The sequence below is a fragment of the Citrobacter sp. CF971 genome, assembly GCF_006385635.1.
GTDB lineage: Bacteria > Pseudomonadota > Gammaproteobacteria > Enterobacterales > Enterobacteriaceae > Citrobacter > Citrobacter freundii.
The window spans coordinates 4,346,112-4,369,133 of sequence record NZ_CP041051.1; the positions used below are offsets into that span (position 1 = coordinate 4,346,112).

Genomic DNA, 23,022 nt, shown 5'->3' on the forward strand with positions numbered 1-23,022 from the left:
CACTGTACCAGTACACGAGTACAAATGAAATAAAAAAAGCCCCGATTGTTGAGATCGGGGCTGTATATATTACTTTACGCAGCGAAACTTATGCGTCACCGCCGAAACGACGACGACCAGCGGAGTCATCGCGACGCGGAGCAGAAGAATCGTCACGACGCGGACCACGATTGCCTTCACGACGTTCGCCGCTAAAACGACGACCATCGCCACGACCGCCTTCACGACGTTCACCGCTAAAGCCACGACCTTCACCGCGACCACCTTCACGACGCTCACCGCTGAAACGGCCACCGCCACGACGCTCACCACCGGTGTGCGGAACTGCATCGCCAACCAACTGCATGTTCATCGGCTTGTTCAGGATACGAGTACGGGTAAAGTGCTGCAGCACGTCGCCCGGCATACCTTTCGGCAGCTCGATGGTGGAGTGGGAAGCAAACAGCTTGATGTTACCGATGTAACGGCTGCTGATATCGCCTTCGTTAGCAATCGCGCCAACGATATGACGAACTTCAACACCGTCATCACGGCCCACTTCAATGCGGTACAGCTGCATGTCACCAACGTCACGACGTTCACGACGCGGACGATCTTCACCACCACGGTCATTACGGTCACGAGGGCCACGATCGTTACGATCGCGCGGACCACGGTCATCACGATCGCGGAATTCGCGTTTCGGACGCATCGGCGCATCTGGCGGCAGGATCAGCGGACGTTCGCCCTGAGCCATTTTCAGCAATGCTGCTGCCAGCGTTTCGATATCCAGCTCTTCTTCCGGCTGCATTTTTGCCAGCAGAGCACGGTACTGATCCAGATCGCTGCTTTCCAGCTGCTGCTGTACTTTAGCGGCGAATTTTTCCAGACGGCGTTTGCCCAGCAGTTCTGCGTTCGGCAGTTCTACTTCCGGAATCGTCAGCTTCATGGTGCGTTCGATGTTACGCAGCAGACGACGCTCACGGTTCTCAACGAACAGCAGCGCACGGCCAGCACGACCCGCACGACCGGTACGGCCGATACGGTGAACGTAAGACTCGGAATCCATCGGGATGTCGTAGTTAACAACCAGGCTGATACGCTCAACGTCCAGGCCACGGGCCGCAACGTCGGTAGCAATCAGGATATCCAGGCGGCCATCTTTCAGACGTTCCAGAGTCTGCTCACGCAGGGACTGGTTCATGTCGCCGTTCAGTGCAGCGCTGCTATAACCGCTACGCTCCAGCGCTTCTGCCACTTCCAGGGTCGCATTTTTGGTACGAACGAAGATAATCGCCGCATCAAAATCTTCTGCTTCCAGGAAACGCACCAGCGCTTCATTTTTACGCATGCCCCACACAGTCCAGTAGCTCTGGCTGATGTCAGGACGCGTGGTAACGCTGGACTGAATGCGTACTTCCTGCGGCTCTTTCATAAAGCGACGGGTAATACGACGAATCGCTTCCGGCATGGTTGCAGAGAACAGAGCGGTCTGATGACCTTCCGGGATCTGCGCCATGATGGTTTCAACGTCTTCGATGAAGCCCATACGCAGCATTTCGTCAGCTTCGTCCAGTACCAGACCGCTCAGTTTGGATAGGTCCAGAGTACCGCGCTTCAGGTGATCCAGCAGACGGCCCGGCGTACCGACGACGATCTGTGGTCCCTGACGCAGGGCACGTAATTGCACGTCATAACGCTGGCCGCCGTACAGGGCAACCACGTTCACGCCGCGCATGTGTTTAGAGAAATCCGTCATGGCTTCTGCTACCTGAACCGCCAGTTCGCGGGTCGGTGCCAGCACCAGAATCTGAGGTGCCTTCAGCTCAGGATCAAGATTGTTGAGCAGCGGTAAAGAGAACGCTGCAGTTTTGCCGCTACCTGTCTGGGCCATACCCAGAACATCGCGGCCGCCCAGCAGATGCGGAATGCACTCTGCCTGGATTGGAGATGGTTTTTCGTAACCCAGATCGTTAAGGGCTTCAAGGATAGGAGCCTTCAGGCCCAGATCTGCAAAAGTGGTTTCGAATTCAGCCATGTAGTACGTGTGCCTCAAAATTAATGGCGGCCAGTCTACATAACTCATCATGAAATTGATCTGCAATTTTCATTGAAAAGTGTGAACCGGCTCAAAGTAGGTGTATTAACGAACAACAACGCCCTCACCCGTGAAGGTGATGGCAATCAAAAAAGATTACGGGCTGATGTGTACGTCAGCTATTGCTGGTCCGATTCTGCCAGGTCATCTTGGTCCTGGCCCAGGAGCGATAATTCCAACAATGCGTATCGGTGCTCAACAAAGTTATGAACGTTGTTAGCCACCGCCAGTTTGAACAATGCCGTAGCGTTGTCCAAATCCCCCAGACTTAGGTAGTACTTACCTAAATAGAAGTTGGTTTCACTGAGATGCTCAGCGAGCGAGGTGTTATCCGTTGCGTCCGCCTTCAGGCGTTCCATCAGCGTTGCTTCGCTAATGTTGCCCAGGTAGAACTCGACAATGTTCCATCCCCATTGCTCTTTATCCGATTTCTCAAAGCGTTGCTTCAACGCTTCTTTCGCCTGCTTCTCATCGAGCTTCTGCTCGGCAAGATAAAGCCACAGACTACGGAAAGGATCATTGGGATCGTCTTGATAAAACGCTAGCAGATCATCTTGCGCTAACTTGTCGCGACCGCCGTAATACAATGCGATACCGCGATTTAAGTGCGCGTAGTTGTAAGTTGGATCAAGCTCAAGTACAGAATCAAACGCTTCATAGGCAGCATCAAAATTGCCTGCCTGCGTTAAATATATACCTAAGTAATTGAATACTTCAGGCATATCTGGTCGGATTGCCAGCGCTTGTGAAAAATCATTTCGCGCCAGTGCCCTCAGACCGAGACTATCATACAACACTCCGCGCTCATATAAAAGCTGTGCGCGTTCGTCATCGGTTAAAGCCCGACTGGCAAGAATTTGTTCCATACGTGCCAGAATCACTTCCTGCTGCAAAGTCGGTTGCAATGGTACTGCGAGGACTTCACTCTTTCGCCAGGCGGAATTACTGCATCCAGCCAGCGTGAGTGCTGTCGCAACGAAACACCAGCGCAAAAAAGGCTTCATTTCCCACTCCCGAAGACAACGATTGAATGAACGTCCAGGTTCCCCGGTTGCTAACAAGGCATCCTGCCGGGTTAAAGGCCCTCCGCTTTCACGGAGGGCAATGGCAACCTTACTCGCCCTGGCTTGCCGGAGCTTCCGGTTCGCCTGCAGGCTGAGACTGCTCAGTTGCTTCTTTAATGCTCAGACGTACACGGCCCTGGCGATCAACTTCCAGAACTTTGACCGGTACTTCCTGGCCCATCTGCAGGTAGTCGGTCACTTTCTCAACGCGCTTATCAGCGATCTGAGAGATGTGTACCAGACCTTCTTTACCGCCACCGATGGCAACGAATGCGCCAAAGTCAACGATACGGGTCACTTTACCATTGTAGATACGGCCTACTTCGATCTCTGCGGTGATCTCTTCGATACGACGGATAGCATATTTCGCTTTTTCGCCGTCGGTCGCAGCAATCTTCACGGTACCATCATCTTCGATTTCAATGGTGGTGCCGGTTTCTTCGGTCAGAGCACGGATAACAGAACCGCCTTTACCGATAACGTCTTTGATCTTGTCCGGGCTGATCTTGATGGTGTGGATACGCGGAGCAAATTCAGAGATATCGCCACGCGGTGCGTTGATCGCTTGTTCCATCACACCCAGGATGTGCAGACGCGCACCTTTAGCCTGGTTCAGAGCAACCTGCATGATCTCTTTGGTGATACCTTCAATTTTGATATCCATCTGCAGTGCAGAGATACCGTCGCGGGAACCCGCCACTTTGAAGTCCATATCGCCCAGGTGGTCTTCGTCGCCCAGGATGTCAGACAGAACAACAAAGTTGTCGCCTTCTTTCACCAGACCCATCGCGATACCCGCAACGGCGGCTTTGATCGGCACGCCTGCGTCCATCAGCGCCAGGGAAGCACCACATACGGAAGCCATGGAAGAAGAACCGTTAGATTCGGTGATTTCAGAAACCACACGCACGGTGTACGGGAATTTATCCAGTTCCGGCATTACTGCCAGTACGCCACGTTTCGCCAGACGGCCGTGACCAATCTCACGACGCTTCGGAGAACCGACCATACCGGTTTCACCTACGCAGTACGGAGGGAAGTTGTAGTGGAACAGGAAGTTGTCAGTGCGCTCGCCCATCAGTTCGTCAAGGTTCTGCGCATCACGAGTGGTGCCCAGGGTCGCAGTAACCAGCGCCTGAGTTTCGCCACGGGTGAACAGTGCGGAGCCGTGGGTACGCGGCAGAACGCCAGTACGCACGTCCAGACCACGGATCATGTCTTTTTCACGGCCATCGATGCGCGGCTCGCCTGCCAGTACGCGGCTACGAACAACGTTTTTCTCGATAGCGTGCAGGATTTCACCCAGTTCGTTAGCGTCCAGGGTTTCGTCTTCAGCCACCAGAGTCGCGATGGTTTCAGATTTGATTACGTCAACCTGAGCATAACGCTCTTGTTTGTCGGTGATGCGGTAAGCATCGCTCAGGCGAGCTTCTGCCAGTGCGGCAACGCGTGCGTTCAGCGCTTCGTTGACGGCTTCTGGCTGCCAGTCCCAACGCGGTTTGCCAGCTTCTTTCGCCAGCTCGTTGATAGCCTGAATCACAACCTGCTGCTGTTCGTGACCGAACACAACAGCACCCAGCATCTGATCTTCGCTCAGCAGTTCTGCTTCGGATTCAACCATCAGTACGGCTGCTTCAGTACCCGCAACAACCAGGTCCAGCTTGCTTTCTTTCAGTTCGTCCTGAGTCGGGTTCAGTACGTACTGGTCATTGATGTAACCAACACGTGCAGCACCGATCGGGCCGTTGAATGGAATACCAGACAGAGTCAGCGCAGCAGATGCACCAATCATTGCCACGATGTCCGGGTTAACCTGCGGGTTAACGGAAACAACGGTCGCGATAACCTGAACTTCGTTCACGAAGCCTTCCGGGAACAGCGGGCGAACCGGGCGGTCAATCAGACGCGCGATCAGGGTTTCGCCTTCGCTCGGACGGCCTTCACGACGGAAGAAGCTACCCGGGATACGGCCAGCAGCGTAGGTACGCTCCTGATAGTTAACGGTCAGCGGGAAAAAGTCCTGGCCTGGTTTCGCTTTTTTCTGGCCAACAACGGTAACGAATACCGCGGTGTCATCCATGCTAACCATAACAGCGGCAGTCGCCTGACGCGCCATCATGCCGGTTTCCAGCGTAACGGTATGCTGACCGTACTGGAATTTACGAACGATCGGATTAAGCAAAATAATATCCTTTCTCTATTTTTTTGACGGCACATTTTGCGCCATCGTTAATACCCGATCTTCTGCGCATCCTCGCGACTAATGACAACCCTAACCCATAAGCATGAGTAAAGCCTCTCATTAGCCGCGCGAACCTCTGCAACGGAAGATCATTCATAGCAACAATACATTAGTTTCCAGCGAATTGCTGCCATCTGCTGGAAAAAAGGGGCCATGAAGGCCCCCTCTTTCTGAAACTCGAAAGAATTAGCGACGCAGACCCAGACGCTCGATCAGCGCGGTGTAACGTGCAACATCTTTACGTTTCAGGTAGTCGAGCAGTTTACGACGCTGAGAAACCATGCGCAGCAGACCACGACGGCTGTGGTGATCTTTTTTGTGCTCTGCAAAGTGGCCCTGCAGGTGGTTAATCTGTGCAGTCAACAGTGCAACCTGAACATCGGTAGAACCGGTGTCGTTTGCATCACGACCAAACTCAGAAACGATTTTAGCGGTAGCTTCAGTACTTAGAGACATTTTAAAACTCCAAAGTGTTAAGAATGAAAGGATGCCGATCTCTAATTCAGCTATCCCAGTGTATACACTTTATCCTTCAAACTGACTCTGCGTTGGCTGCGTCCGCTCACCTCAGTCACTTATCTAAGTAAGCTCCTAAGGATTCTCAGACTTGCCGCCTTGATGCAGCTCGAATGATTTTGTGTATACGTCGCGTAGATTGTTAAACAATTTACGCGACGTTAAGCGGCAGTATTCTACTCGCAGCGCCCTTTTATCGCAAGACAGAGAGCGCTATGCAGGATACTCAACCACCAGGCGACGGGGGGCGACACGACCTTCATCGTCCATCTCCCCCATGCCGATAAACTTGCCGTCATCGCCTTCCGTCACGCGGACCAGCCCTTCCAGCGGCGCGCCTGATGTCCGTACCGGGTTACCGTTTTTAAAGTAAACCGAGGATGTTAAAGGCAAATTAACAATAGGATAGTCCGATGCTGGACTGTCCATTGGCATCAGCAAAGGATCAAGCAGCTGTGCCGCCGGAATGTTCTGCTGCTCGGCCTGTTCAACCAGCTCACGCAGATGTTCCAGCGTCACCATTCGATCCACCGGATACTTGCTGACCGTCAAACGACGCAGATACGTGACGTGCGCGCCGCAGCCCAACTTCTCACCCAGATCGTCAACAATGGTGCGAATATAGGTGCCTTTGGAACAGTGAACTTCCAGCTCCAGTTCGTTACCTTCGTGACGGATAAACAGCAGCTCATAGACGGTAATCGGTCGCGCTTCACGCGGCACTTCAATACCCTGACGCGCATATTCGTACAGCTTCTTACCCTGATACTTCAGCGCCGAATACATTGACGGGATCTGCTCGATATCGCCGCGGAAAGTTTCCAGCGCGCTCGCCAGTTGTTCTGCGGTGAAGGTTACCGGACGTTCCTGCACGATTTGCCCATCGGCATCGGAAGTGTCTGTACGCTGGCCCAGACGGGCAACCACACGATAGCGTTTATCAGAATCCAGCAAATACTGTGAAAACTTAGTCGCTTCACCGAGGCAGATTGGCAGCATGCCTGTCGCCAGCGGATCCAATGCGCCGGTATGTCCTGCGCGATTGGCATTGTAAATGCGTTTTACTTTTTGCAGTACATCATTGCTGGACATGCCCTGCGGCTTATCCAGCAGCAGGACACCGTGAATGTCGCGACCACGACGACGAGGACGACTCATCAGTCCTCCTTGCTGTCGTCCGCTGGGTTCACACGACGCTCATCGTCATGTTTCACCACGCTGGTCACCAGGTTGGACATGCGCATCCCTTCAACCAACGAGTTGTCGTAGAAGAAGGTCAGCTCAGGCACGATACGCAGACGCATGGCTTTACCCAGCAGAGAACGGATAAAACCAGAGGCTTCCTGCAGTGCCTTGATGCCGTTTTTCACAGCAGCTTCGTCCTGATCGTTGAGGAAAGTCACGAATACTTTGGCATATGCCAGATCACGAGACATCTCAACACCCGATACGGTGGTCATCATACCAACACGCGGGTCTTTGATTTCGCGTTGCAGGATAAGTGCGATCTCTTTCTGCATCTCTTGCGCGACACGCTGCGGGCGACCAAATTCTTTCGCCATAATAAATTCTCCAGAATAAAGACAAAAAAGGGGCTATCAGCCCCTTTTTAAATTTCTTGCCGGGTGGCGCTTCGCTTACCCGGCCTACACCTAATCATCTTCTAAGGATTTTGGGCTGCAAATTGCGGCCCAAAAGACGACGAAGATTAAGCGATAGTACGTTGGATCTCGATAATCTCGAACACTTCGATCATATCGCCAACGCGAACGTCGTTGTAGTTCTTAACGCCGATACCACATTCCATGCCGTTACGGACTTCGTTAACGTCATCTTTGAAGCGACGCAGGGATTCCAGCTCGCCTTCATAGATAACCACGTTGTCGCGCAGAACGCGGATTGGGTTGTGACGTTTAATCGTGCCTTCGGTAACCATACAGCCTGCGATAGCGCCGAATTTCGGTGATTTGAACACATCACGAACTTCAGCCAGACCAATGATCTGCTGTTTCAGCTCCGGAGACAGCATGCCGCTCATCGCTGCTTTCACTTCGTCGATCAGATGATAGATGACGGAGTAGTAACGCAGATCCAGGCTTTCAGATTCGATAACTTTACGTGCAGAGGCATCAGCACGGACGTTGAAGCCAACCAGAATCGCGTTGGATGCCGCAGCCAGGGTCGCGTCGGTTTCGGTGATACCACCTACGCCAGAACCGATGATCTTCACTTTGACTTCGTCGGTAGACAGTTTCAGTAAAGAGTCGGAAATCGCTTCTACAGAACCCTGAACGTCAGCCTTCAGGACGACGTTCACTTCGTGAACTTCGCCTTCGGTCATGTTAGCGAACATGTTCTCGAGTTTAGATTTCTGCTGACGAGCCAGTTTGACTTCACGGAATTTGCCCTGACGATACAGTGCAACTTCACGGGCTTTCTTCTCGTCACGAACGACAGTAACTTCGTCACCTGCAGCCGGAACACCGGACAGACCGAGGATTTCCACCGGAATGGATGGACCTGCTTCCAGTACTTCCTGACCCAGTTCGTTACGCATAGCACGAACGCGACCGTATTCGAAGCCACACAGTACGATGTCGCCTTTGTGCAGCGTACCTTCACGCACCAGTACGGTAGCAACCGGACCACGACCTTTATCCAGGAAGGATTCGATAACCGCACCGCTCGCCATACCTTTACGCACAGCTTTCAGTTCCAGTACTTCGGCCTGCAGCAGGATAGCGTCCAGCAGCTCGTCGATACCGGTACCCGCTTTCGCAGAAACGTGAACGAATTGGCTCTCGCCGCCCCACTCTTCCGGCATGATGCCGTACTGGGACAGTTCGTTTTTAACGCGATCCGGATCCGCTTCCGGCTTATCGATTTTGTTGACTGCAACCACCACCGGTACACCCGCCGCTTTCGCGTGCTGGATAGCTTCGATGGTCTGCGGCATCACGCCGTCGTCTGCTGCAACAACCAGAACAACGATATCCGTTGCCTGAGCACCACGAGCACGCATGGAGGTAAACGCGGCGTGACCCGGGGTATCCAGGAAGGTGATCATACCGTTGTCAGTTTCAACGTGGTACGCACCGATGTGCTGAGTAATGCCGCCTGCTTCGCCAGAGGCCACTTTCGTGGAACGAATGTAGTCCAGCAGAGAGGTTTTACCGTGGTCAACGTGACCCATGATGGTCACAACTGGTGCGCGCGGTTCAGCCGCAGCACCGGTGTCACGGTCGCTCATTACCGCTTCTTCCAGCTCGTTTTCACGACGCAGGATAACTTTGTGGCCCATCTCTTCGGCAACCAGCTGTGCGGTTTCCTGGTCGATGACCTGGTTAATGGTAGCCATTGCGCCCAGTTTCATCATCGCTTTGATGACCTGAGAGCCTTTAACTGCCATTTTGTTCGCCAGATCGCCAACGGTGATGGTTTCGCCGATCACAACGTCACGGTTAACGGCCTGAGCTGGCTTCTGGAAGCCCTGCTGCAGAGCGGAACCTTTACGCTGCTTACCGCCTTTACCGCCGCGAACCGCTGCACGTGCTTCCTCACGGTCAGCTTTAGATTCAGCGTGTTTGTTGCCTTTCTTCGCCGGACGCGCTGCTTTAGTGCTGCGAGTACGACCACGACCGCCTTCGACTTCACGATCGTTCTCGTCTTCAGCCTGGCGAGCATGCTGAGAAGTGGTGACGTGATAATCGCTGGTGTCTTCGACAGGTTCAGCGTTATTCACACCATTTTTCTCGTTTTCTTCCGCCATACGGCGAGCTTCTTCCGCTACGCGGCGCGCTTCTTCTTCAAGCTTGCGACGTGCTTCTTCTTCCGCTTTACGCTTCAGTTCTGCGGCTTCATTTTCACGGCGGGCTTTTTCGGCCTGGGCGGTTTTAGTCATATCGTCGGTCTGTTGATTGCTCACTTTGTCTTTTTCCGCAGCTTCACGTTTCGCTTTATCAGCGGCTTCACGCTTAGCTTGTTCTGCGGCCTCACGTTCGGCTTTTTGTTGCGCCTCGCGTTTGGCAGCTTCTTCTGCCTCACGACGGGCTTGCTCTTCCGCTTCACGCTGCGCCTGCTCTTCCGCGGCAAGGCGTTCAGCCTCTTGCGGATCGCGTTTCACAAAGGTGCGTGTCTTGCGGACTTCGATTTGTACCGATTTGCTTTTTCCACCGGTACCTGGAATATTGAGAGTACTGCGCGTTTTACGCTGCAATGTCAACTTATCCGGCGCTGAGCCGTTTTCACGGTTCAAATGCGCCAGTAAGGTTTGTTTCTCTTGTGCGGACACAGAGTCGTCAGCAGACTTCGGGATACCGGCATCAGCAAATTGCTGTACCAGGCGATCCACGGAAGTCTGTATCTCTGCAGCCAGCGTTTTTACGGTTACATCTGTCATACTGTTCCTTCCTGCTACAGTTTATTACGCTTCGTCGCCGAACCAGCAAATATTACGGGCAGCCATAATCAGCTCACCGGCTTTTTCGTCGGTCAACCCTTCGATATCAGCCAGATCATCAATGCCCTGTTCAGCGAGATCTTCCAGCGTACAAACACCACGGGCCGCCAGTTTGAAGGCCATCTCACGATCCAATCCTTCCAGATTCAGCAGATCGTCAGCCGGTTTGTTATCACCGAGGCTTTCTTCCTGGGCCAGTGCCAGAGTGGTCAGTGCGTTTTTAGCACGCTCGCGCAGCGCTTCAACGGTCTGTTCATCCAGGCCGTCAATTTCCAGCAGCTCTTTCATTGGCACGTAGGCCAGTTCTTCCAGCGTCGCAAAACCTTCTTCCACCAGAACGGTCGCGAAATCTTCATCGATATCGAGATATTTGGTGAAGGTATCGATGGCTGCATGTGCTTCAGCCTGATGCTTCGCCTGCAGGTCATCAACGGTCATCACGTTGAGTTCCCAACCGCTCAGTTGTGAAGCCAGGCGGACGTTCTGACCATTACGTCCAATCGCCTGAGCCAGGTTACCGGCTTCAACCGCGATATCCATGGTGTGCTTGTCTTCATCCACCACGATAGAAGCAACGTCTGCTGGCGCCATTGCGTTAATCACGAACTGCGCCGGGTTATCATCCCATAGGACGATATCGATACGCTCGCCGCCCAGTTCGGTAGAAACCGCCTGAACGCGCGCACCGCGCATACCAACACAGGCGCCGACCGGATCAATACGCTTGTCGTTGGTCTTAACGGCGATTTTCGCACGCGATCCCGGATCACGGGCAGCCGCTTTAATTTCGATAACTTCTTCGCCAATTTCCGGTACTTCAATGCGGAACAGCTCAATCAGCATTTCCGGTTTGGAACGGGTTACAAACAGCTGCGCACCGCGCGCTTCCGGGCGTACAGAGTACAGAACACCACGAATACGGTCACCTGGGCGGAAGTTTTCACGCGGGAGCATGTCTTCACGCAGGATAACAGCTTCAGCATTGCTGCCCAGATCCAGAGAAATGTTGTCGCGGTTTACTTTCTTTACCACACCGGTGACGATTTCGCCTTCGTGTTCGCGGAACTGATCGACAACCATTGCGCGTTCAGCTTCACGTACTTTCTGTACGATAACCTGTTTCGCGGTCTGGGTGGTGATACGGTCAAAGGTGACAGATTCAATCTGATCTTCAACATATTCACCCACGTTCAGACTTTCGTCTTCGAAGCGTGCCGCTTCCAGCGTAATTTCTTTGGTCGGCTGAGTAACTTCTTCTACGATTACCCAACGACGGAAGGTATCGAAATCACCGCTTTTACGATCGATTTCTACGCGAACGTCGATCTCTTGCTCATATTTTTTCTTTGTTGCTGTAGCCAGCGCACTTTCCAGTGCTTCAAAAATTTTCTCGCGTGGCAGCGCTTTTTCGTTGGATACGGCTTCAACAACAGCCAAAATTTCTTTGTTCATCGCGGGCTTTTCACCTCAATCCAGACTGTTAAAAGTGGGGAACCAGGTTCGCCTTCTGGATATTACTCAGCGCGAACACTTCATCTTTGCCTTCGACTGTGACCGTGATCATCTCACCGTCCACCGCTTTGATAACGCCCTGCCATTTACGACGGTTTTGTACCGCCATACGAAGAACCAGCGTGACTTCTTCACCCAGGAAACGCACGTAGTGTTCAGCTGTGAACAGAGGACGGTCGAGACCCGGAGAGGAGACTTCCAGGTTATAGGCAACGGTGATTGGGTCTTCGACATCCATCACGGCGCTTACCTGATGGCTCACATCAGCACAATCATCAACATTGATGCCATCTTCACTATCAATATAGATGCGCAGTGTGGATGTGCGACCACGAATAAATTCGATGCCGACCAGTTCGTAGCCCAGGGCTTCAACTGGCGCTGTAATCATCTCTGTTAATTTTTGCTCTAATGTGGACAAGCCCACCCCCAAGACATAAAAAAAGGGCCTAAAGCCCAGTTATTCTGTAGTCAGATAACAAAAAACCCCGATAAATCGGGGCTTTAGATAACTGAACCCTATAACCGCACCTGCGGTTCGGAGAACCTTCCGAAAGAATTTTTTTCAAATCCAGCTACGAAGGCCTAAGTCTTCACAGTATATTTGAAAAAGAACTCTAAGGGAAAGTGGTTGCGGGGGCCGGATTTGAACCGACGACCTTCGGGTTATGAGCCCGACGAGCTACCAGGCTGCTCCACCCCGCGCCTGAAACGTGGCAAATTTTACTCGTTTTGGGTAAAAAATGCAAATACTGCTGGGATTTGGTACCGAGGACGGGACGTAAAATCTGCGCACAGTATATTGATTCACTATGCGTTATGTCAACCTTGTTACGACTATGCAAATCAATGAATGCTGCCCAGCGCTAGCCCAGCAAGATAAATATGCCACCCACGCCGTTATTTAACGAAATTATCACTAAACTCTTCCTGTCATCCAGAAAAGATGATTAAATGAAAACTCATTTATTTTGCATAAAAATGCAATTAGCATAATAAGCGACCTCTTCACCAGTCTATCAAGCAGGGTTTTATTTTATGACGACGATTCTCAAGCATCTCCCGGTAGGTCAACGTATTGGTATCGCTTTTTCCGGCGGCCTGGACACCAGTGCAGCACTGCTGTGGATGCGACAAAAAGGGGCTGTCCCATATGCATATACTGCGAATTTGGGCCAGCCGGATGAGGATGACTATGACGCCATTCCTCGCCGTGCAATGGAATATGGTGCTGAGAATGCTCGCCTGGTAGATTGCCGTAAGCAGCTCGTTGCCGAAGGGATCGCTGCCATTCAGTGCGGTGCATTCCACAACACCACTGGCGGACTGACCTACTTCAATACCACCCCGCTGGGCCGTGCCGTGACCGGCACCATGCTGGTTGCCGCCATGAAAGAAGATGGCGTAAATATCTGGGGTGACGGTAGCACCTATAAAGGTAACGATATTGAACGTTTCTATCGTTACGGTCTGCTGACCAACGCCGAACTGCAGATTTATAAACCATGGCTGGATACCGATTTTATCGATGAACTCGGCGGTCGCCATGAGATGTCCGAATTTATGATTGCCTGTGGTTTCGACTACAAGATGTCCGTTGAGAAAGCGTACTCAACAGACTCCAATATGCTCGGGGCGACCCACGAAGCAAAAGATCTGGAATTCCTGAACTCAAGCGTCAAAATCGTCAACCCAATTATGGGCGTGAAGTTCTGGGATGAGAGCGTGAAGATCCCGGCAGAAGAAGTGACCGTGCGTTTTGAACAGGGTCATCCGGTTGCACTGAACGGTAAAACCTTCAGCGACGACGTTGAGATGATGCTGGAAGCCAACCGTATCGGCGGCCGTCACGGTCTGGGTATGAGCGATCAGATTGAAAACCGTATTATTGAAGCGAAGAGCCGTGGCATTTATGAAGCCCCGGGGATGGCGTTGCTGCATATCGCCTACGAGCGTCTGCTGACCGGCATTCACAACGAAGACACCATCGAGCAGTATCACGCGCACGGTCGCCAGTTGGGTCGTCTGCTGTATCAGGGTCGCTGGTTCGACTCTCAGGCGCTGATGCTGCGTGACGGTCTGCAGCGTTGGGTTGCCAGCCAGATTACCGGTGAAGTGACGCTGGAACTGCGCCGTGGTAATGACTACTCGATCCTCAACACCGTATCTGACAATCTGACTTATAAACCAGAACGTCTGACGATGGAAAAAGGCGATTCCGTATTCTCTCCGGACGACCGTATCGGTCAGTTGACCATGCGTAATCTGGATATCACCGATACCCGCGAGAAGCTGTTCGGCTATGCGCAGTCTGGTCTGCTGACCGCTTCTTCCACAACCGGCCTGCCGCAGGTTGAGAATCTGGAAAATAAGGCGAAGTAAAGATACACCATCTTAAGGCCGCGAAAGCGGCCTTTTTTATGTGCGGAATGTAGGCCTGATAAGCGTAGCGCCATCAGGCGTTGTAATAATGTCGGATGACGGCGTAAACGCCTTATCCGACCTACAGGACAGCCACAAATAACAGACGAAAAAAAAGACGCTTTGCAGCGTCTTTTTTTTGGAATTTGGTACCGAGGATGGGACTCGAACCCACAAGCCCGTTAGGGCACTACCACCTCAAGGTAGCGTGTCTACCAATTCCACCACCTCGGTACAGAATACTTAGCGTGGGATATCGCTGGTCGGCTGAGCCGGAGCAGCTGGCTGAGTTTGCTCGGTTTTCGCCGGTGCGCTCAGATTTTCCCACTCACTTCCTTTATTGGTCTTGTTGCTGTTCATGTTACCCAGCACCAGACTGATGATGAAGAACAAGGTTCCCAATACAGCTGTCATACGGGTCATGAAGTTACCAGAACCACTTGAACCAAACAGAGTACCAGAAGCGCCTGCGCCAAAAGAGGCTCCCATATCAGCGCCTTTGCCTTGCTGCAGCATGATCAAGCCTACCAGGCCAATTGCCACAATAAGGAAAACTACTAAAAGAGCTTCGTGCATAATCAACCTGTTCCTTGCGGAGTTGCCGCGTACAATGCTTCGACCATTAAAGCGGGAATATTTACTGTTTCCCACTGAAGCGGGTGTGAATACTAACCAAAGCGAATAACCTTCGCAAGGGCAATTTGTTAGCATTGTATCAACTGCGGAAAAAATCGCCACATCAATCAAAAACGCAGCAATTTCTCCCAGCATCTCTGCATGACGGCGCGTTGATCGTCAAGATTCGCCCATACCACAACAGGGATTTCACAAATCAGATCTGCATTTTCTGGCCAGCAGTGAATAATTTGCTGATTCACCAACTCTTCCGCCACCATCGATTCAGGTAACCAGGCCATTCCCATATGGCGCAACACCATTTCTCGTATCGTTTCGCTTAAACCACTCTCAAACACTTTTTTCAACCGTGGTCGCACTCGTTGTTCTGCCAGCTCAATAATACGTCTGACAAAGGTATAGTCGCTGTAACATAGCCAGGGGATCGGGGTATGCGGATCATCCAGCGTATCCACCAACTGTGCAGAAATCACAGGAATAAATCGCTCATACCGCCATAGTGAACGTTTTAACCCTCCGGCAATCTCCAGCCCTGGTTGTGAAGAGGGTAAATCGTAAGTCACCAGCATATCAATTTGCCGGTTTATCAGGGCATTGAAGTGGTTGTCTATCCCCTGGATACTGGCGTTTACCGTAAAGTTTAACTGCGGCTCACTCTGTCGCAGGTAGTTGATCATATCCGGCAGGATATTCACCGACAGCGTATGCAGGCTGACCATCACCAGCGTGTTATCCGTTGCTGGCGTCATCGCCGACAGCTCATGGCGTGCCTCTGTTAACGTACTGAGGACGTGCCGGGCATAAGGTTCAAAGCGTTCACCATAGCGCGTCAGCGTGACGGGGGTCGTTGTCCGATCAAACAAAGGCACGCCCAGCACCTCTTCCAGCGACTTTATACGCCGACTCAGCGCAGGTTGAGTAATATGCCGCTGCGCCGCGGCCTGAGAGTAGTTTCCATGCTGGCTCAAGGCCAGAAAATCTTCCAGCCACTTACAATCCACGTTGTGCTCTCCGCCATGCCATAACCGCATCCTCCAATAACAAATCGGTAATAGTCATAGTTATAGTAATGGCTTTATGGTGGGCATCATAACAACAATATTCCGTTTCACCTGCCGACTCTCACCTTCGACGTTTGACAGGACCGCTATGTTTACTTTATTGACCAATGCCCGTGTTTTTTCTCCTGAGGATTTAGGCCTCTGCTCCCTGCTCATTCATGCCGACCGAATTGTGGCGGTAGAAAAAGATATTTCATTGTTTGATGGCGTCAACGAGGTCATCGATTGTCGGGGTAAATGGGTTATCCCTGGCATCATCGATCAGCATGTTCATCTTACCGGTGGCGGTGGCGAAGCCGGATTTGCCAGTCGGACACCCGCCGTCAAGCTGCGCGATCTGATTCAGGCGGGTATTACCACGGTGGTTGGCGTGTTAGGCACCGATGCCATTTCTCGTTCGCCCAAAGATCTCTACGCTAAAATGCAGTCTCTCAACCTTGAGGGATTACGCGCGTTTATGCATACGGGAGCCTACGCCGTTCCCAGCCCAACCATTACGCGATCCATCCGCGATGATATGGCCTTTATTCCGGCAATTCTTGGTGTAAAAATCGCCCTCGCCGATCACCGCGGTTCTTACCCCTCTTTCCAGGAGTTGCTGAGGATAGTGAGCGATATTCGCGTCGCTTCCCTGCTGGCAGGGAAAAAAGGCTTGCTGCATGTGCACCTGGGGAATCTGCCGGAAGGGATGTCGCAACTTATTGAGTTGTGTGATGCGGGTATTCCGATTCACCATATTTCACCGACCCATGTTGCAAGAACAGAGCCCTTGTTCGAACAGGCTATTGATTTCGCCCATCGCGGCGGCCATATCGATGTTACGTCCGGTGGCAGTCGTTTTATGCCTCAGGAGCAAGCGATTCTCCACGCACTCGAAGCACAGGTTCCGGCGGAGCGCATCACGATCAGTTCTGACGGCAATGGCAGCGTTCCGCGCTTTAACGCTCAGGGTATCGTTGAAGGTTTAAGCGCGGCACCGGTCGCAGGCAATCTTAACCTACTTCCTCGCCTGATTGATGTCGGTATTCCGGTGCCGCAGGCCATCGCAATGTTGACGGCAAACGTTGCACGCTCGCTGGGTATTTCCGGGGGCATGCTCTGCGCCGGAGAACGTGCCGATATCTGTGTACTCAATGATGACCTCTCGCTGGCCCATCTGTTTGCCGCGGGTAAACCGTTGCTGCGGGATGGAGAGTGCCTGGTTACCGGCAACTTCGAGTAAGGGGGCAAGAATGTCATTACTACTGGCGCTAATCGCCATCATTTTTGCCGGACGTCTGATCCTCAAAAAATATCACCCCCAGTCGGTACTGTTATTGACCGGGATTGTGCTGTTGCTTATCGCGCATTTTAGCGGAATGACCTCACTCAGTGGTCTGGTGAAAAAGAGCACCGGATTCGGCCCCTTTGACGCCTTTGAGTTTATTCGCGATACCCTGAGCGTGCGTCTCGGCGGTCTCGGGCTGCAAATTATGCTGATTGGTGGTTTCGCCACGTACATGTCAGCCATTGGCGCAAGCCAGGTACTGGTTCGGGTAACATCTCGTCCTTTACAACGGCTGAACTCGCCTTATCTGCTGCTGGGACTGGCACTGCTATTAGGCCAATTCCTGTCGCTGTTTATCAGCAGCGCCACCGGATTGGGTCTGCTGTTGATGGCGACGCTTTACCCATTGCTTACCCGTCTTGGCTGTAGCCGCGCCGCAGTTGCCGCAGTTATCGCCAGTACCTGTGCGGTTGAGTTTGGCCCAGGATCCGGCAACTCGGTTCTCGCCGCCAAAACCGCAGGTATTGAGGTGGTGAACTATTTTGTGCAGGATCAGTTGCCGATCGTTGTGCCCGTCATTCTTTTCATCGCCCTGTTGCATATTGTTGTGCAACGCTTTTTTGACCGTCGGGAAAGTGGCGACAATGCAGCTCAGCAGATGCAGACATTAACGGCAACTGATGAAGCCGACGCACCTATCGCCTGGCTGTTTCTGCCTATGCTGCCGCTGGTATTGATGTTGGTGTGTAGCGATTTAGTATTTAGCTCGCTTAAGATTACGCTGGATACCGCCGTACTGATAAGCCTCGCTATTACGCTGGTTTGTGAGTACTGCCGTCATCGCAAAGCGCGCGAGGTGATGGCTGGCGTACAAAAGGTTTTCGACAGCATGGGCAGCGTTTTTGCCACCGTCGTGACGCTGATTATCGCCGGTGAAGTTTTTTCCGCCGGGCTGAAATCCATTGGCGCCGTCGACGCGCTGCTGTCGCTTTCTGGCGAATTTGGCCTCAGCGCAGCCTCTATTATCCTGCTGATGACCCTAATCACCTTCGCAATTTCAGCGCTGATGGGCTCCGGGAATGCGGCATTTTTCTCCTTCGCCCCCATGGTGCCGGACATCAGCCGTCATATCGGTAGCGATATCGCAGTCATGATGTTGCCTATCCAGATATCGGCGGGTATTGGTCGTACGTTATCGCCGATTGCCGGCGTCATCATTGCTATCGCAGGGATTGCAGGCGTCTCGCCTGTGGATATTGTTAAGCGCACCGCGATTCCGATGCTGGGCGGTTGGCTACTGATGATTGCGCTAACCTTTGCCCGGTCTGGGCATTTGCTGGCGGTTCTGCCGTGGCTGGCAGTCCTTGTACTACTGATGGTCGGTGGTTATTTCTGGCAGCGCCGACGTAAACAGCCGCTTGCCGTATAGTAAAAAAAAGCCGGAGTCTCAGACTCCGGCTCTCACTTTCTTCGGGATTACGCCGCTTTCACAGCATCGGCAATACGGTGGGCGAATTCAGTCACCTGCGCTTCGTCTTCACCTTCAACCATCACACGAATTAACGGTTCGGTACCAGACTTACGCAGCAGGACGCGTCCACGGTTACCCAGCGCCGCTTCCACTTCCGCCATCACCGCTTTCACATTTTCATGTTCCAGCGGATCGCCGCTACCTGCGGTGTAACGTACGTTAACCAGCAGCTGTGGGAACATTTTCATGCCGCTGCACAGGTCGTGCAAACTCATATGGTTGCGCACCATCGCCGCCAGCACCTGCAGCCCCGCCACGATGCCGTCACCAGTGGTGGTTTTGTCCAGCAGGATCACATGACCAGAGTTTTCGGCACCGATACGCCAGCCTTTTTCCTGCATTTTTTCCAGCACATAGCGGTCGCCAACTTTCGCCCGAGCAAAAGGAATACCCAGCTGTTTCAGCGCCAGCTCGAGGCCCATGTTGCTCATCAACGTACCTACCGCACCACCACGCAGCTGTCCCTGACGCAGGGCTTCACGGGCGATGATGTACATGATCTGATCGCCATCGACCTTATTGCCTTCGTGGTCAACCATAATGACGCGGTCGCCATCGCCGTCCAGCGCAATACCCAGATCGGCTTTTTCCGCAATCACGCGCGCCTGCAGGGCACGGACGTCAGTGGCGCCGACTTCTTCATTGATGTTCACACCGTTTGGCTCACAGCCAATGGCAATCACGTTTGCACCCAGCTCACGCAGTACATTTGGTGCAATGTGGTACGTTGCACCGTTAGCGCAATCCACCACAATTTTAAGCTCACTCAGACTCAGTTCGTTCGGGAAGGTGCCTTTGCAAAACTCGATATAGCGACCGGCAGCATCAACGATACGGGTAGCTTTACCCAGTTCAGCCGAGTCCACGCAGGTGATCGCTTTTTCCATTTCGGCTTCGATAGCTTCTTCAACCGCATCCGGCAGTTTGGTCCCATCGATGGAGAAGAATTTAATCCCATTGTCATAGAATGGGTTGTGCGAAGCGGAGATAACAATCCCGGCCTCAGCACGGAAAGCACGCGTCAAATAAGCAACGGCAGGTGTTGGCATTGGCCCTGTGAATGAGGCTGAGAGTCCGGCGGCTGCCAGGCCCGCTTCCAGCGCGGACTCCAGCATATAGCCGGAAATACGCGTATCTTTACCGATAATAATTTTACGTGAACCATGACGAGCCAGCACTTTCCCTGCAGCCCAGCCCAGCTTGAGCACAAAGTCAGGAGTAATTGGGGCATCACCTACGCGACCGCGGATCCCATCAGTGCCAAAATATTTACGATTACTCATAGCGTTTTTTTTCCTTTGCAGACAATGTGACTTCCACCACACGCATCGCTTCTACGGTTTCTTTGACGTCATGGACACGAACGATCTGCGCCCCCTGCATTGCGGCAATCACCGCGCACGCAAGACTACCGCTCAGGCGTTCAGATGGCCCCACATTCAGTAACTGACCGACCATTGATTTTCGTGACATCCCAACCAGCAGCGGCAGATTAAAATGATGAAACTCCGCCAGACGTGCCAGTAATGTGTAGTTGTGAGTGAGATTTTTACCGAATCCGAACCCGGGGTCGAGCAACAATTTATCTTTTGTGATTCCAGCCCGCTCGCAACGTGCTATTTGCTCAACAAAGTAACGATCTACCTCAGCAAAAACATCCTCATACTTTGGCGCTTCCTGCATGGTTTTCGGCTGCCCCTGCATATGCATCAGGCAAACCGGCAATCCGGTCTCCGCTGCGGCTTCCAACGCTCCAGGCTCCGAGAGTGAGCGAATGTCATTGATGATATGCGCGCCAACCCTGGCGCATTCGCGGATCACTTCGGGCTTTGAGGTATCAACCGAAATCCACACTTCAAAACGCTGAGCAATCGCCTCCACCACAGGGATCACTCGCTGCAACTCTTCTTCCACACTCACATCAGCCGCGCCCGGACGCGTGGACTCACCACCCACATCAATGATAGTCGCCCCGGCGTTAATCATCAGGTTTGCGTGTTTTACCGCCTCAACCAAAGAGTTGTGCGCTCCACCATCGGAAAATGAGTCTGGCGTGACGTTCAAAATCCCCATGACGTGCGGATGGCTGAGATCCAGTGAAGAACCCTGAGCAAAGAGTTTCATAGTTTTATCCCTGGTAAAATCTTGAATATGCAGATAAGAAAAACCCCGGAGCAAGCCCCAGGGTTTTCAATTAAAACACGGTCATCATCAACGATAACTTATTTGTCGCCCAGCTGCTCTGACATAGTGCCAGAGTCCGGCGCACGCGGTTCATCAACCGGACGCGGTGCATTCGGCTTGCCGGTGCTGCCAGAGTTGTTGTTAGAAGAACCCGGTTCTTCCCAACCCGCAGGCGGACGCACATCGCGGCGAGCCATCAGATCGTCAATCTGCGGCGCATCGATAGTCTCATATTTCATGAGCGCATCTTTCATCGAGTGCAGAATGTCCATGTTTTCGTTCAGCAAACGACGTGCACGGTCATAGTTACGCTCAATCAGCAGTTTAACTTCCTGATCGATAATGCGAGCGGTTTCATCGGACATGTGTTTCGCTTTCGCCACAGAACGTCCCAGGAACACTTCGCCTTCTTCTTCAGCGTACAGCAACGGACCGAGTTTATCGGAGAAGCCCCACTGAGTAACCATGTTACGCGCCAGGTTAGTCGCGACTTTAATGTCGTTCGACGCACCGGTAGAAACATGTTCAGCACCGTAGATGATCTCTTCCGCGAGACGGCCACCGTACAATGTGGAGATCTGACTTTCCAGTTTCTGACGGCTGGCGCTGATTGCATCGCCTTCAGGCAGGAAGAAGGTCACACCCAGCGCACGACCGCGCGGGATAATCGTCACTTTGTGCACCGGATCGTGTTCCGGCACCAGGCGACCGATAATCGCGTGGCCTGCTTCGTGATACGCGGTAGATTCTTTCTGCGCTTCCGTCATCACCATGGAGCGACGTTCCGCACCCATCATGATTTTGTCTTTCGCTTTTTCGAACTCAACCATCGACACTACGCGCTTGTTGCCACGAGCAGCAAACAGTGCCGCTTCGTTGACCAGGTTCGCGAGATCCGCACCGGAGAAGCCAGGCGTACCACGTGCAATGATTGCCGCATCGATATCCGGAGACAGCGGCACGCGACGCATATGCACTTTCAGGATCTGTTCACGACCGCGAACGTCCGGCAGACCAACCACAACCTGACGGTCGAAACGGCCTGGACGAAGCAGCGCAGGGTCAAGAACGTCCGGACGGTTAGTCGCTGCGATAACGATAATACCTTCGTTACCTTCGAAGCCGTCCATCTCAACCAGCATCTGGTTCAGCGTCTGTTCACGTTCATCGTGACCACCGCCCAGACCTGCGCCACGCTGGCGGCCTACGGCGTCGATTTCATCGATGAAGATGATGCACGGTGCCGCTTTTTTGGCTTGTTCGAACATGTCACGCACACGAGATGCACCGACACCCACGAACATTTCCACGAAATCAGAACCGGAAATTGTGAAGAATGGAACCTTCGCTTCACCTGCGATAGCTTTCGCCAGCAGGGTTTTACCCGTACCCGGAGGACCGACCATCAGGACGCCTTTCGGGATTTTACCGCCCAGTTTCTGGAAACGGCTCGGTTCGCGCAGATACTCAACCAGCTCAGCGACTTCTTCTTTTGCTTCGTCACAACCCGCAACGTCAGCAAAAGTCGTTTTGATCTGATCTTCCGTCAGCATGCGCGCTTTGCTCTTGCCGAACGACATGGCACCTTTGCCACCACCGCCCTGCATCTGACGCATGAAGAAGATCCAGACACCAATCAGCAGCAGCATTGGGAACCAGGAAATGAAGATAGAAGCCAGCAGGCTCGGCTCTTCAGGTGGTTCGCCAACAACCTTGACGTTTTTGGTCAGCAGGTTATCAAGCAGCTTCGGATCGTTAACCGGGATGTAGGTCGTGTAACGGTTACTATCTTTCTTGGTAACGTTAATCTCACGTCCGTTGATCTTCGCTTCACGAACCTGGTCCTGATTGACCTCTTGCAGGAAGGTAGAGTAATCAACCTTACGGCCATTAGACTCGCTGGGCCCAAAGCTCTGGAATACTGACATCAGCACAACGGCAATGACCAGCCAGAGAATTAGGTTTTTCGCCATGTCACTCAAGGGATTAACCTCATATTACAACTGTGTTAAAAACAGCGTCAGGATACTCTATATCCAGTTTCTTTCAAAC

At 52.6% G+C, this 23,022-nt stretch carries 18 protein-coding genes and 2 tRNA genes; 3 read left to right on the top strand and 17 right to left on the bottom strand.

Annotated elements, in window-relative coordinates; all coding sequences use genetic code 11:
* Positions 1-88: 88 nt before the first annotated feature.
* From E6P06_RS24510 to E6P06_RS24560, 11 genes are all read right to left on the bottom strand, one after another.
* Positions 89-2,017, bottom strand: coding sequence for a DEAD/DEAH family ATP-dependent RNA helicase (locus tag E6P06_RS24510; RefSeq protein ID WP_003839970.1), 1,929 nt, complete (start codon positions 2,015-2,017; stop codon positions 89-91).
* Positions 2,010-2,090 (bottom strand): protein YrbN, encoded by an 81-nt coding sequence (gene yrbN, locus E6P06_RS24515; RefSeq protein WP_010723222.1) that lies wholly within the window; start codon positions 2,088-2,090, stop codon positions 2,010-2,012. Before yrbN ends, E6P06_RS24510 begins: the two co-directional genes overlap by 8 nt.
* A gap of 106 nt (positions 2,091-2,196) precedes the next feature.
* Entirely contained in the window at positions 2,197-3,081 is an 885-nt protein-coding gene (gene nlpI / locus E6P06_RS24520; RefSeq protein WP_003024982.1) for a lipoprotein NlpI, read from the bottom strand.
* Between the two features lie 109 nt (positions 3,082-3,190).
* Entirely contained in the window at positions 3,191-5,323 is a 2,133-nt protein-coding gene (gene pnp, locus E6P06_RS24525) for a polyribonucleotide nucleotidyltransferase (RefSeq protein ID WP_003024984.1), read from the bottom strand.
* Between the two features lie 246 nt (positions 5,324-5,569).
* On the bottom strand, positions 5,570-5,839 hold the full coding sequence (gene rpsO / locus E6P06_RS24530) for a 30S ribosomal protein S15 (RefSeq protein WP_000059465.1): 270 nt from the start codon (positions 5,837-5,839) through the stop codon (positions 5,570-5,572).
* Positions 5,840-6,112: 273 nt separating this feature from the next.
* Complete coding sequence (truB, locus tag E6P06_RS24535) at positions 6,113-7,057, bottom strand: tRNA pseudouridine(55) synthase TruB (RefSeq protein ID WP_139935812.1); 945 nt, start codon at positions 7,055-7,057, stop codon at positions 6,113-6,115.
* Positions 7,057-7,461, bottom strand: a complete 405-nt coding sequence (rbfA, locus tag E6P06_RS24540; RefSeq protein ID WP_003024988.1) for a 30S ribosome-binding factor RbfA — start codon at positions 7,459-7,461, stop codon at positions 7,057-7,059. Before rbfA ends, truB begins: the two co-directional genes overlap by 1 nt.
* A gap of 146 nt (positions 7,462-7,607) precedes the next feature.
* Positions 7,608-10,298 carry a translation initiation factor IF-2 gene (gene infB / locus E6P06_RS24545; RefSeq protein ID WP_003024990.1) on the bottom strand — a complete coding sequence of 897 codons (2,691 nt, stop codon included), beginning with the start codon at positions 10,296-10,298 and terminating at the stop codon, positions 7,608-7,610.
* A gap of 24 nt (positions 10,299-10,322) precedes the next feature.
* Entirely contained in the window at positions 10,323-11,810 is a 1,488-nt protein-coding gene (nusA, locus tag E6P06_RS24550) for a transcription termination factor NusA (RefSeq protein ID WP_003024992.1), read from the bottom strand.
* Between the two features lie 28 nt (positions 11,811-11,838).
* Positions 11,839-12,291, bottom strand: coding sequence for a ribosome maturation factor RimP (gene rimP, locus E6P06_RS24555; protein ID WP_003024996.1), 453 nt, complete (start codon positions 12,289-12,291; stop codon positions 11,839-11,841).
* Between the two features lie 207 nt (positions 12,292-12,498).
* Positions 12,499-12,575, bottom strand: a tRNA-Met gene (locus tag E6P06_RS24560).
* A gap of 333 nt (positions 12,576-12,908) precedes the next feature.
* Between E6P06_RS24560 and argG the strand changes: the two genes are divergently transcribed.
* A complete protein-coding gene (argG, locus tag E6P06_RS24565; protein ID WP_003024998.1) occupies positions 12,909-14,252 on the top strand; it encodes an argininosuccinate synthase in 1,344 nt (447 codons plus the stop codon).
* Positions 14,253-14,438: 186 nt separating this feature from the next.
* Here the strand turns inward: argG and E6P06_RS24570 are convergent.
* The 3 genes from E6P06_RS24570 to E6P06_RS24580 all read right to left on the bottom strand — a co-directional run bounded on the left by E6P06_RS24570 (position 14,439) and on the right by E6P06_RS24580 (position 15,928).
* A tRNA-Leu gene (locus E6P06_RS24570) sits at positions 14,439-14,525 on the bottom strand.
* A 9-nt stretch (positions 14,526-14,534) separates the two neighbouring features.
* Positions 14,535-14,867: a preprotein translocase subunit SecG gene (gene secG / locus E6P06_RS24575; protein WP_003025000.1), complete on the bottom strand. Its 333-nt coding sequence runs from the start codon at positions 14,865-14,867 to the stop codon at positions 14,535-14,537.
* 167 nt (positions 14,868-15,034) lie between these two features.
* The gene (locus E6P06_RS24580) at positions 15,035-15,928 is read right to left on the bottom strand and encodes a LysR family transcriptional regulator (protein ID WP_003844846.1); all 894 of its coding nucleotides are present in this window, start codon (positions 15,926-15,928) and stop codon (positions 15,035-15,037) included.
* 148 nt (positions 15,929-16,076) lie between these two features.
* Between E6P06_RS24580 and iadA the strand changes: the two genes are divergently transcribed.
* On the top strand, positions 16,077-17,210 hold the full coding sequence (gene iadA / locus E6P06_RS24585; RefSeq protein ID WP_044714519.1) for a beta-aspartyl-peptidase: 1,134 nt from the start codon (positions 16,077-16,079) through the stop codon (positions 17,208-17,210).
* A gap of 10 nt (positions 17,211-17,220) precedes the next feature.
* Positions 17,221-18,684 carry a C4-dicarboxylate transporter DcuC gene (gene dcuC, locus E6P06_RS24590; RefSeq protein WP_071697980.1) on the top strand — a complete coding sequence of 488 codons (1,464 nt, stop codon included), beginning with the start codon at positions 17,221-17,223 and terminating at the stop codon, positions 18,682-18,684.
* Positions 18,685-18,731: 47 nt separating this feature from the next.
* Here dcuC and glmM read toward each other — a convergent pair whose 3' ends face one another.
* From glmM to ftsH, 3 genes are all read right to left on the bottom strand, one after another.
* Positions 18,732-20,069 carry a phosphoglucosamine mutase gene (glmM, locus tag E6P06_RS24595; protein WP_003025008.1) on the bottom strand — a complete coding sequence of 446 codons (1,338 nt, stop codon included), beginning with the start codon at positions 20,067-20,069 and terminating at the stop codon, positions 18,732-18,734.
* The gene (folP, locus tag E6P06_RS24600; RefSeq protein ID WP_032938283.1) at positions 20,062-20,910 is read right to left on the bottom strand and encodes a dihydropteroate synthase; all 849 of its coding nucleotides are present in this window, start codon (positions 20,908-20,910) and stop codon (positions 20,062-20,064) included. Before folP ends, glmM begins: the two co-directional genes overlap by 8 nt.
* A gap of 98 nt (positions 20,911-21,008) precedes the next feature.
* On the bottom strand, positions 21,009-22,943 hold the full coding sequence (gene ftsH, locus E6P06_RS24605) for an ATP-dependent zinc metalloprotease FtsH (RefSeq protein ID WP_058842408.1): 1,935 nt from the start codon (positions 22,941-22,943) through the stop codon (positions 21,009-21,011).
* Positions 22,944-23,022: the final 79 nt, after the last annotated feature.

Coding starts and splice junctions, on each gene's coding strand:
- E6P06_RS24510 (WP_003839970.1), bottom strand. CDS start 2,017: ATGGCTGAATTCGAAACCACTTTTGCAGATCTGGGCCTGAAGGCTCCT.
- yrbN (WP_010723222.1), bottom strand. CDS start 2,090: ATGAAAATTGCAGATCAATTTCATGATGAGTTATGTAGACTGGCCGCC.
- nlpI (WP_003024982.1), bottom strand. CDS start 3,081: ATGAAGCCTTTTTTGCGCTGGTGTTTCGTTGCGACAGCACTCACGCTG.
- rpsO (WP_000059465.1), bottom strand. CDS start 5,839: ATGTCTCTAAGTACTGAAGCTACCGCTAAAATCGTTTCTGAGTTTGGT.
- truB (WP_139935812.1), bottom strand. CDS start 7,057: ATGAGTCGTCCTCGTCGTCGTGGTCGCGACATTCACGGTGTCCTGCTG.
- rbfA (WP_003024988.1), bottom strand. CDS start 7,461: ATGGCGAAAGAATTTGGTCGCCCGCAGCGTGTCGCGCAAGAGATGCAG.
- infB (WP_003024990.1), bottom strand. CDS start 10,298: ATGACAGATGTAACCGTAAAAACGCTGGCTGCAGAGATACAGACTTCC.
- nusA (WP_003024992.1), bottom strand. CDS start 11,810: ATGAACAAAGAAATTTTGGCTGTTGTTGAAGCCGTATCCAACGAAAAA.
- argG (WP_003024998.1), top strand. CDS start 12,909: ATGACGACGATTCTCAAGCATCTCCCGGTAGGTCAACGTATTGGTATC.
- secG (WP_003025000.1), bottom strand. CDS start 14,867: ATGCACGAAGCTCTTTTAGTAGTTTTCCTTATTGTGGCAATTGGCCTG.
- iadA (WP_044714519.1), top strand. CDS start 16,077: ATGTTTACTTTATTGACCAATGCCCGTGTTTTTTCTCCTGAGGATTTA.
- dcuC (WP_071697980.1), top strand. CDS start 17,221: ATGTCATTACTACTGGCGCTAATCGCCATCATTTTTGCCGGACGTCTG.
- glmM (WP_003025008.1), bottom strand. CDS start 20,069: ATGAGTAATCGTAAATATTTTGGCACTGATGGGATCCGCGGTCGCGTA.
- folP (WP_032938283.1), bottom strand. CDS start 20,910: ATGAAACTCTTTGCTCAGGGTTCTTCACTGGATCTCAGCCATCCGCAC.
- ftsH (WP_058842408.1), bottom strand. CDS start 22,943: ATGGCGAAAAACCTAATTCTCTGGCTGGTCATTGCCGTTGTGCTGATG.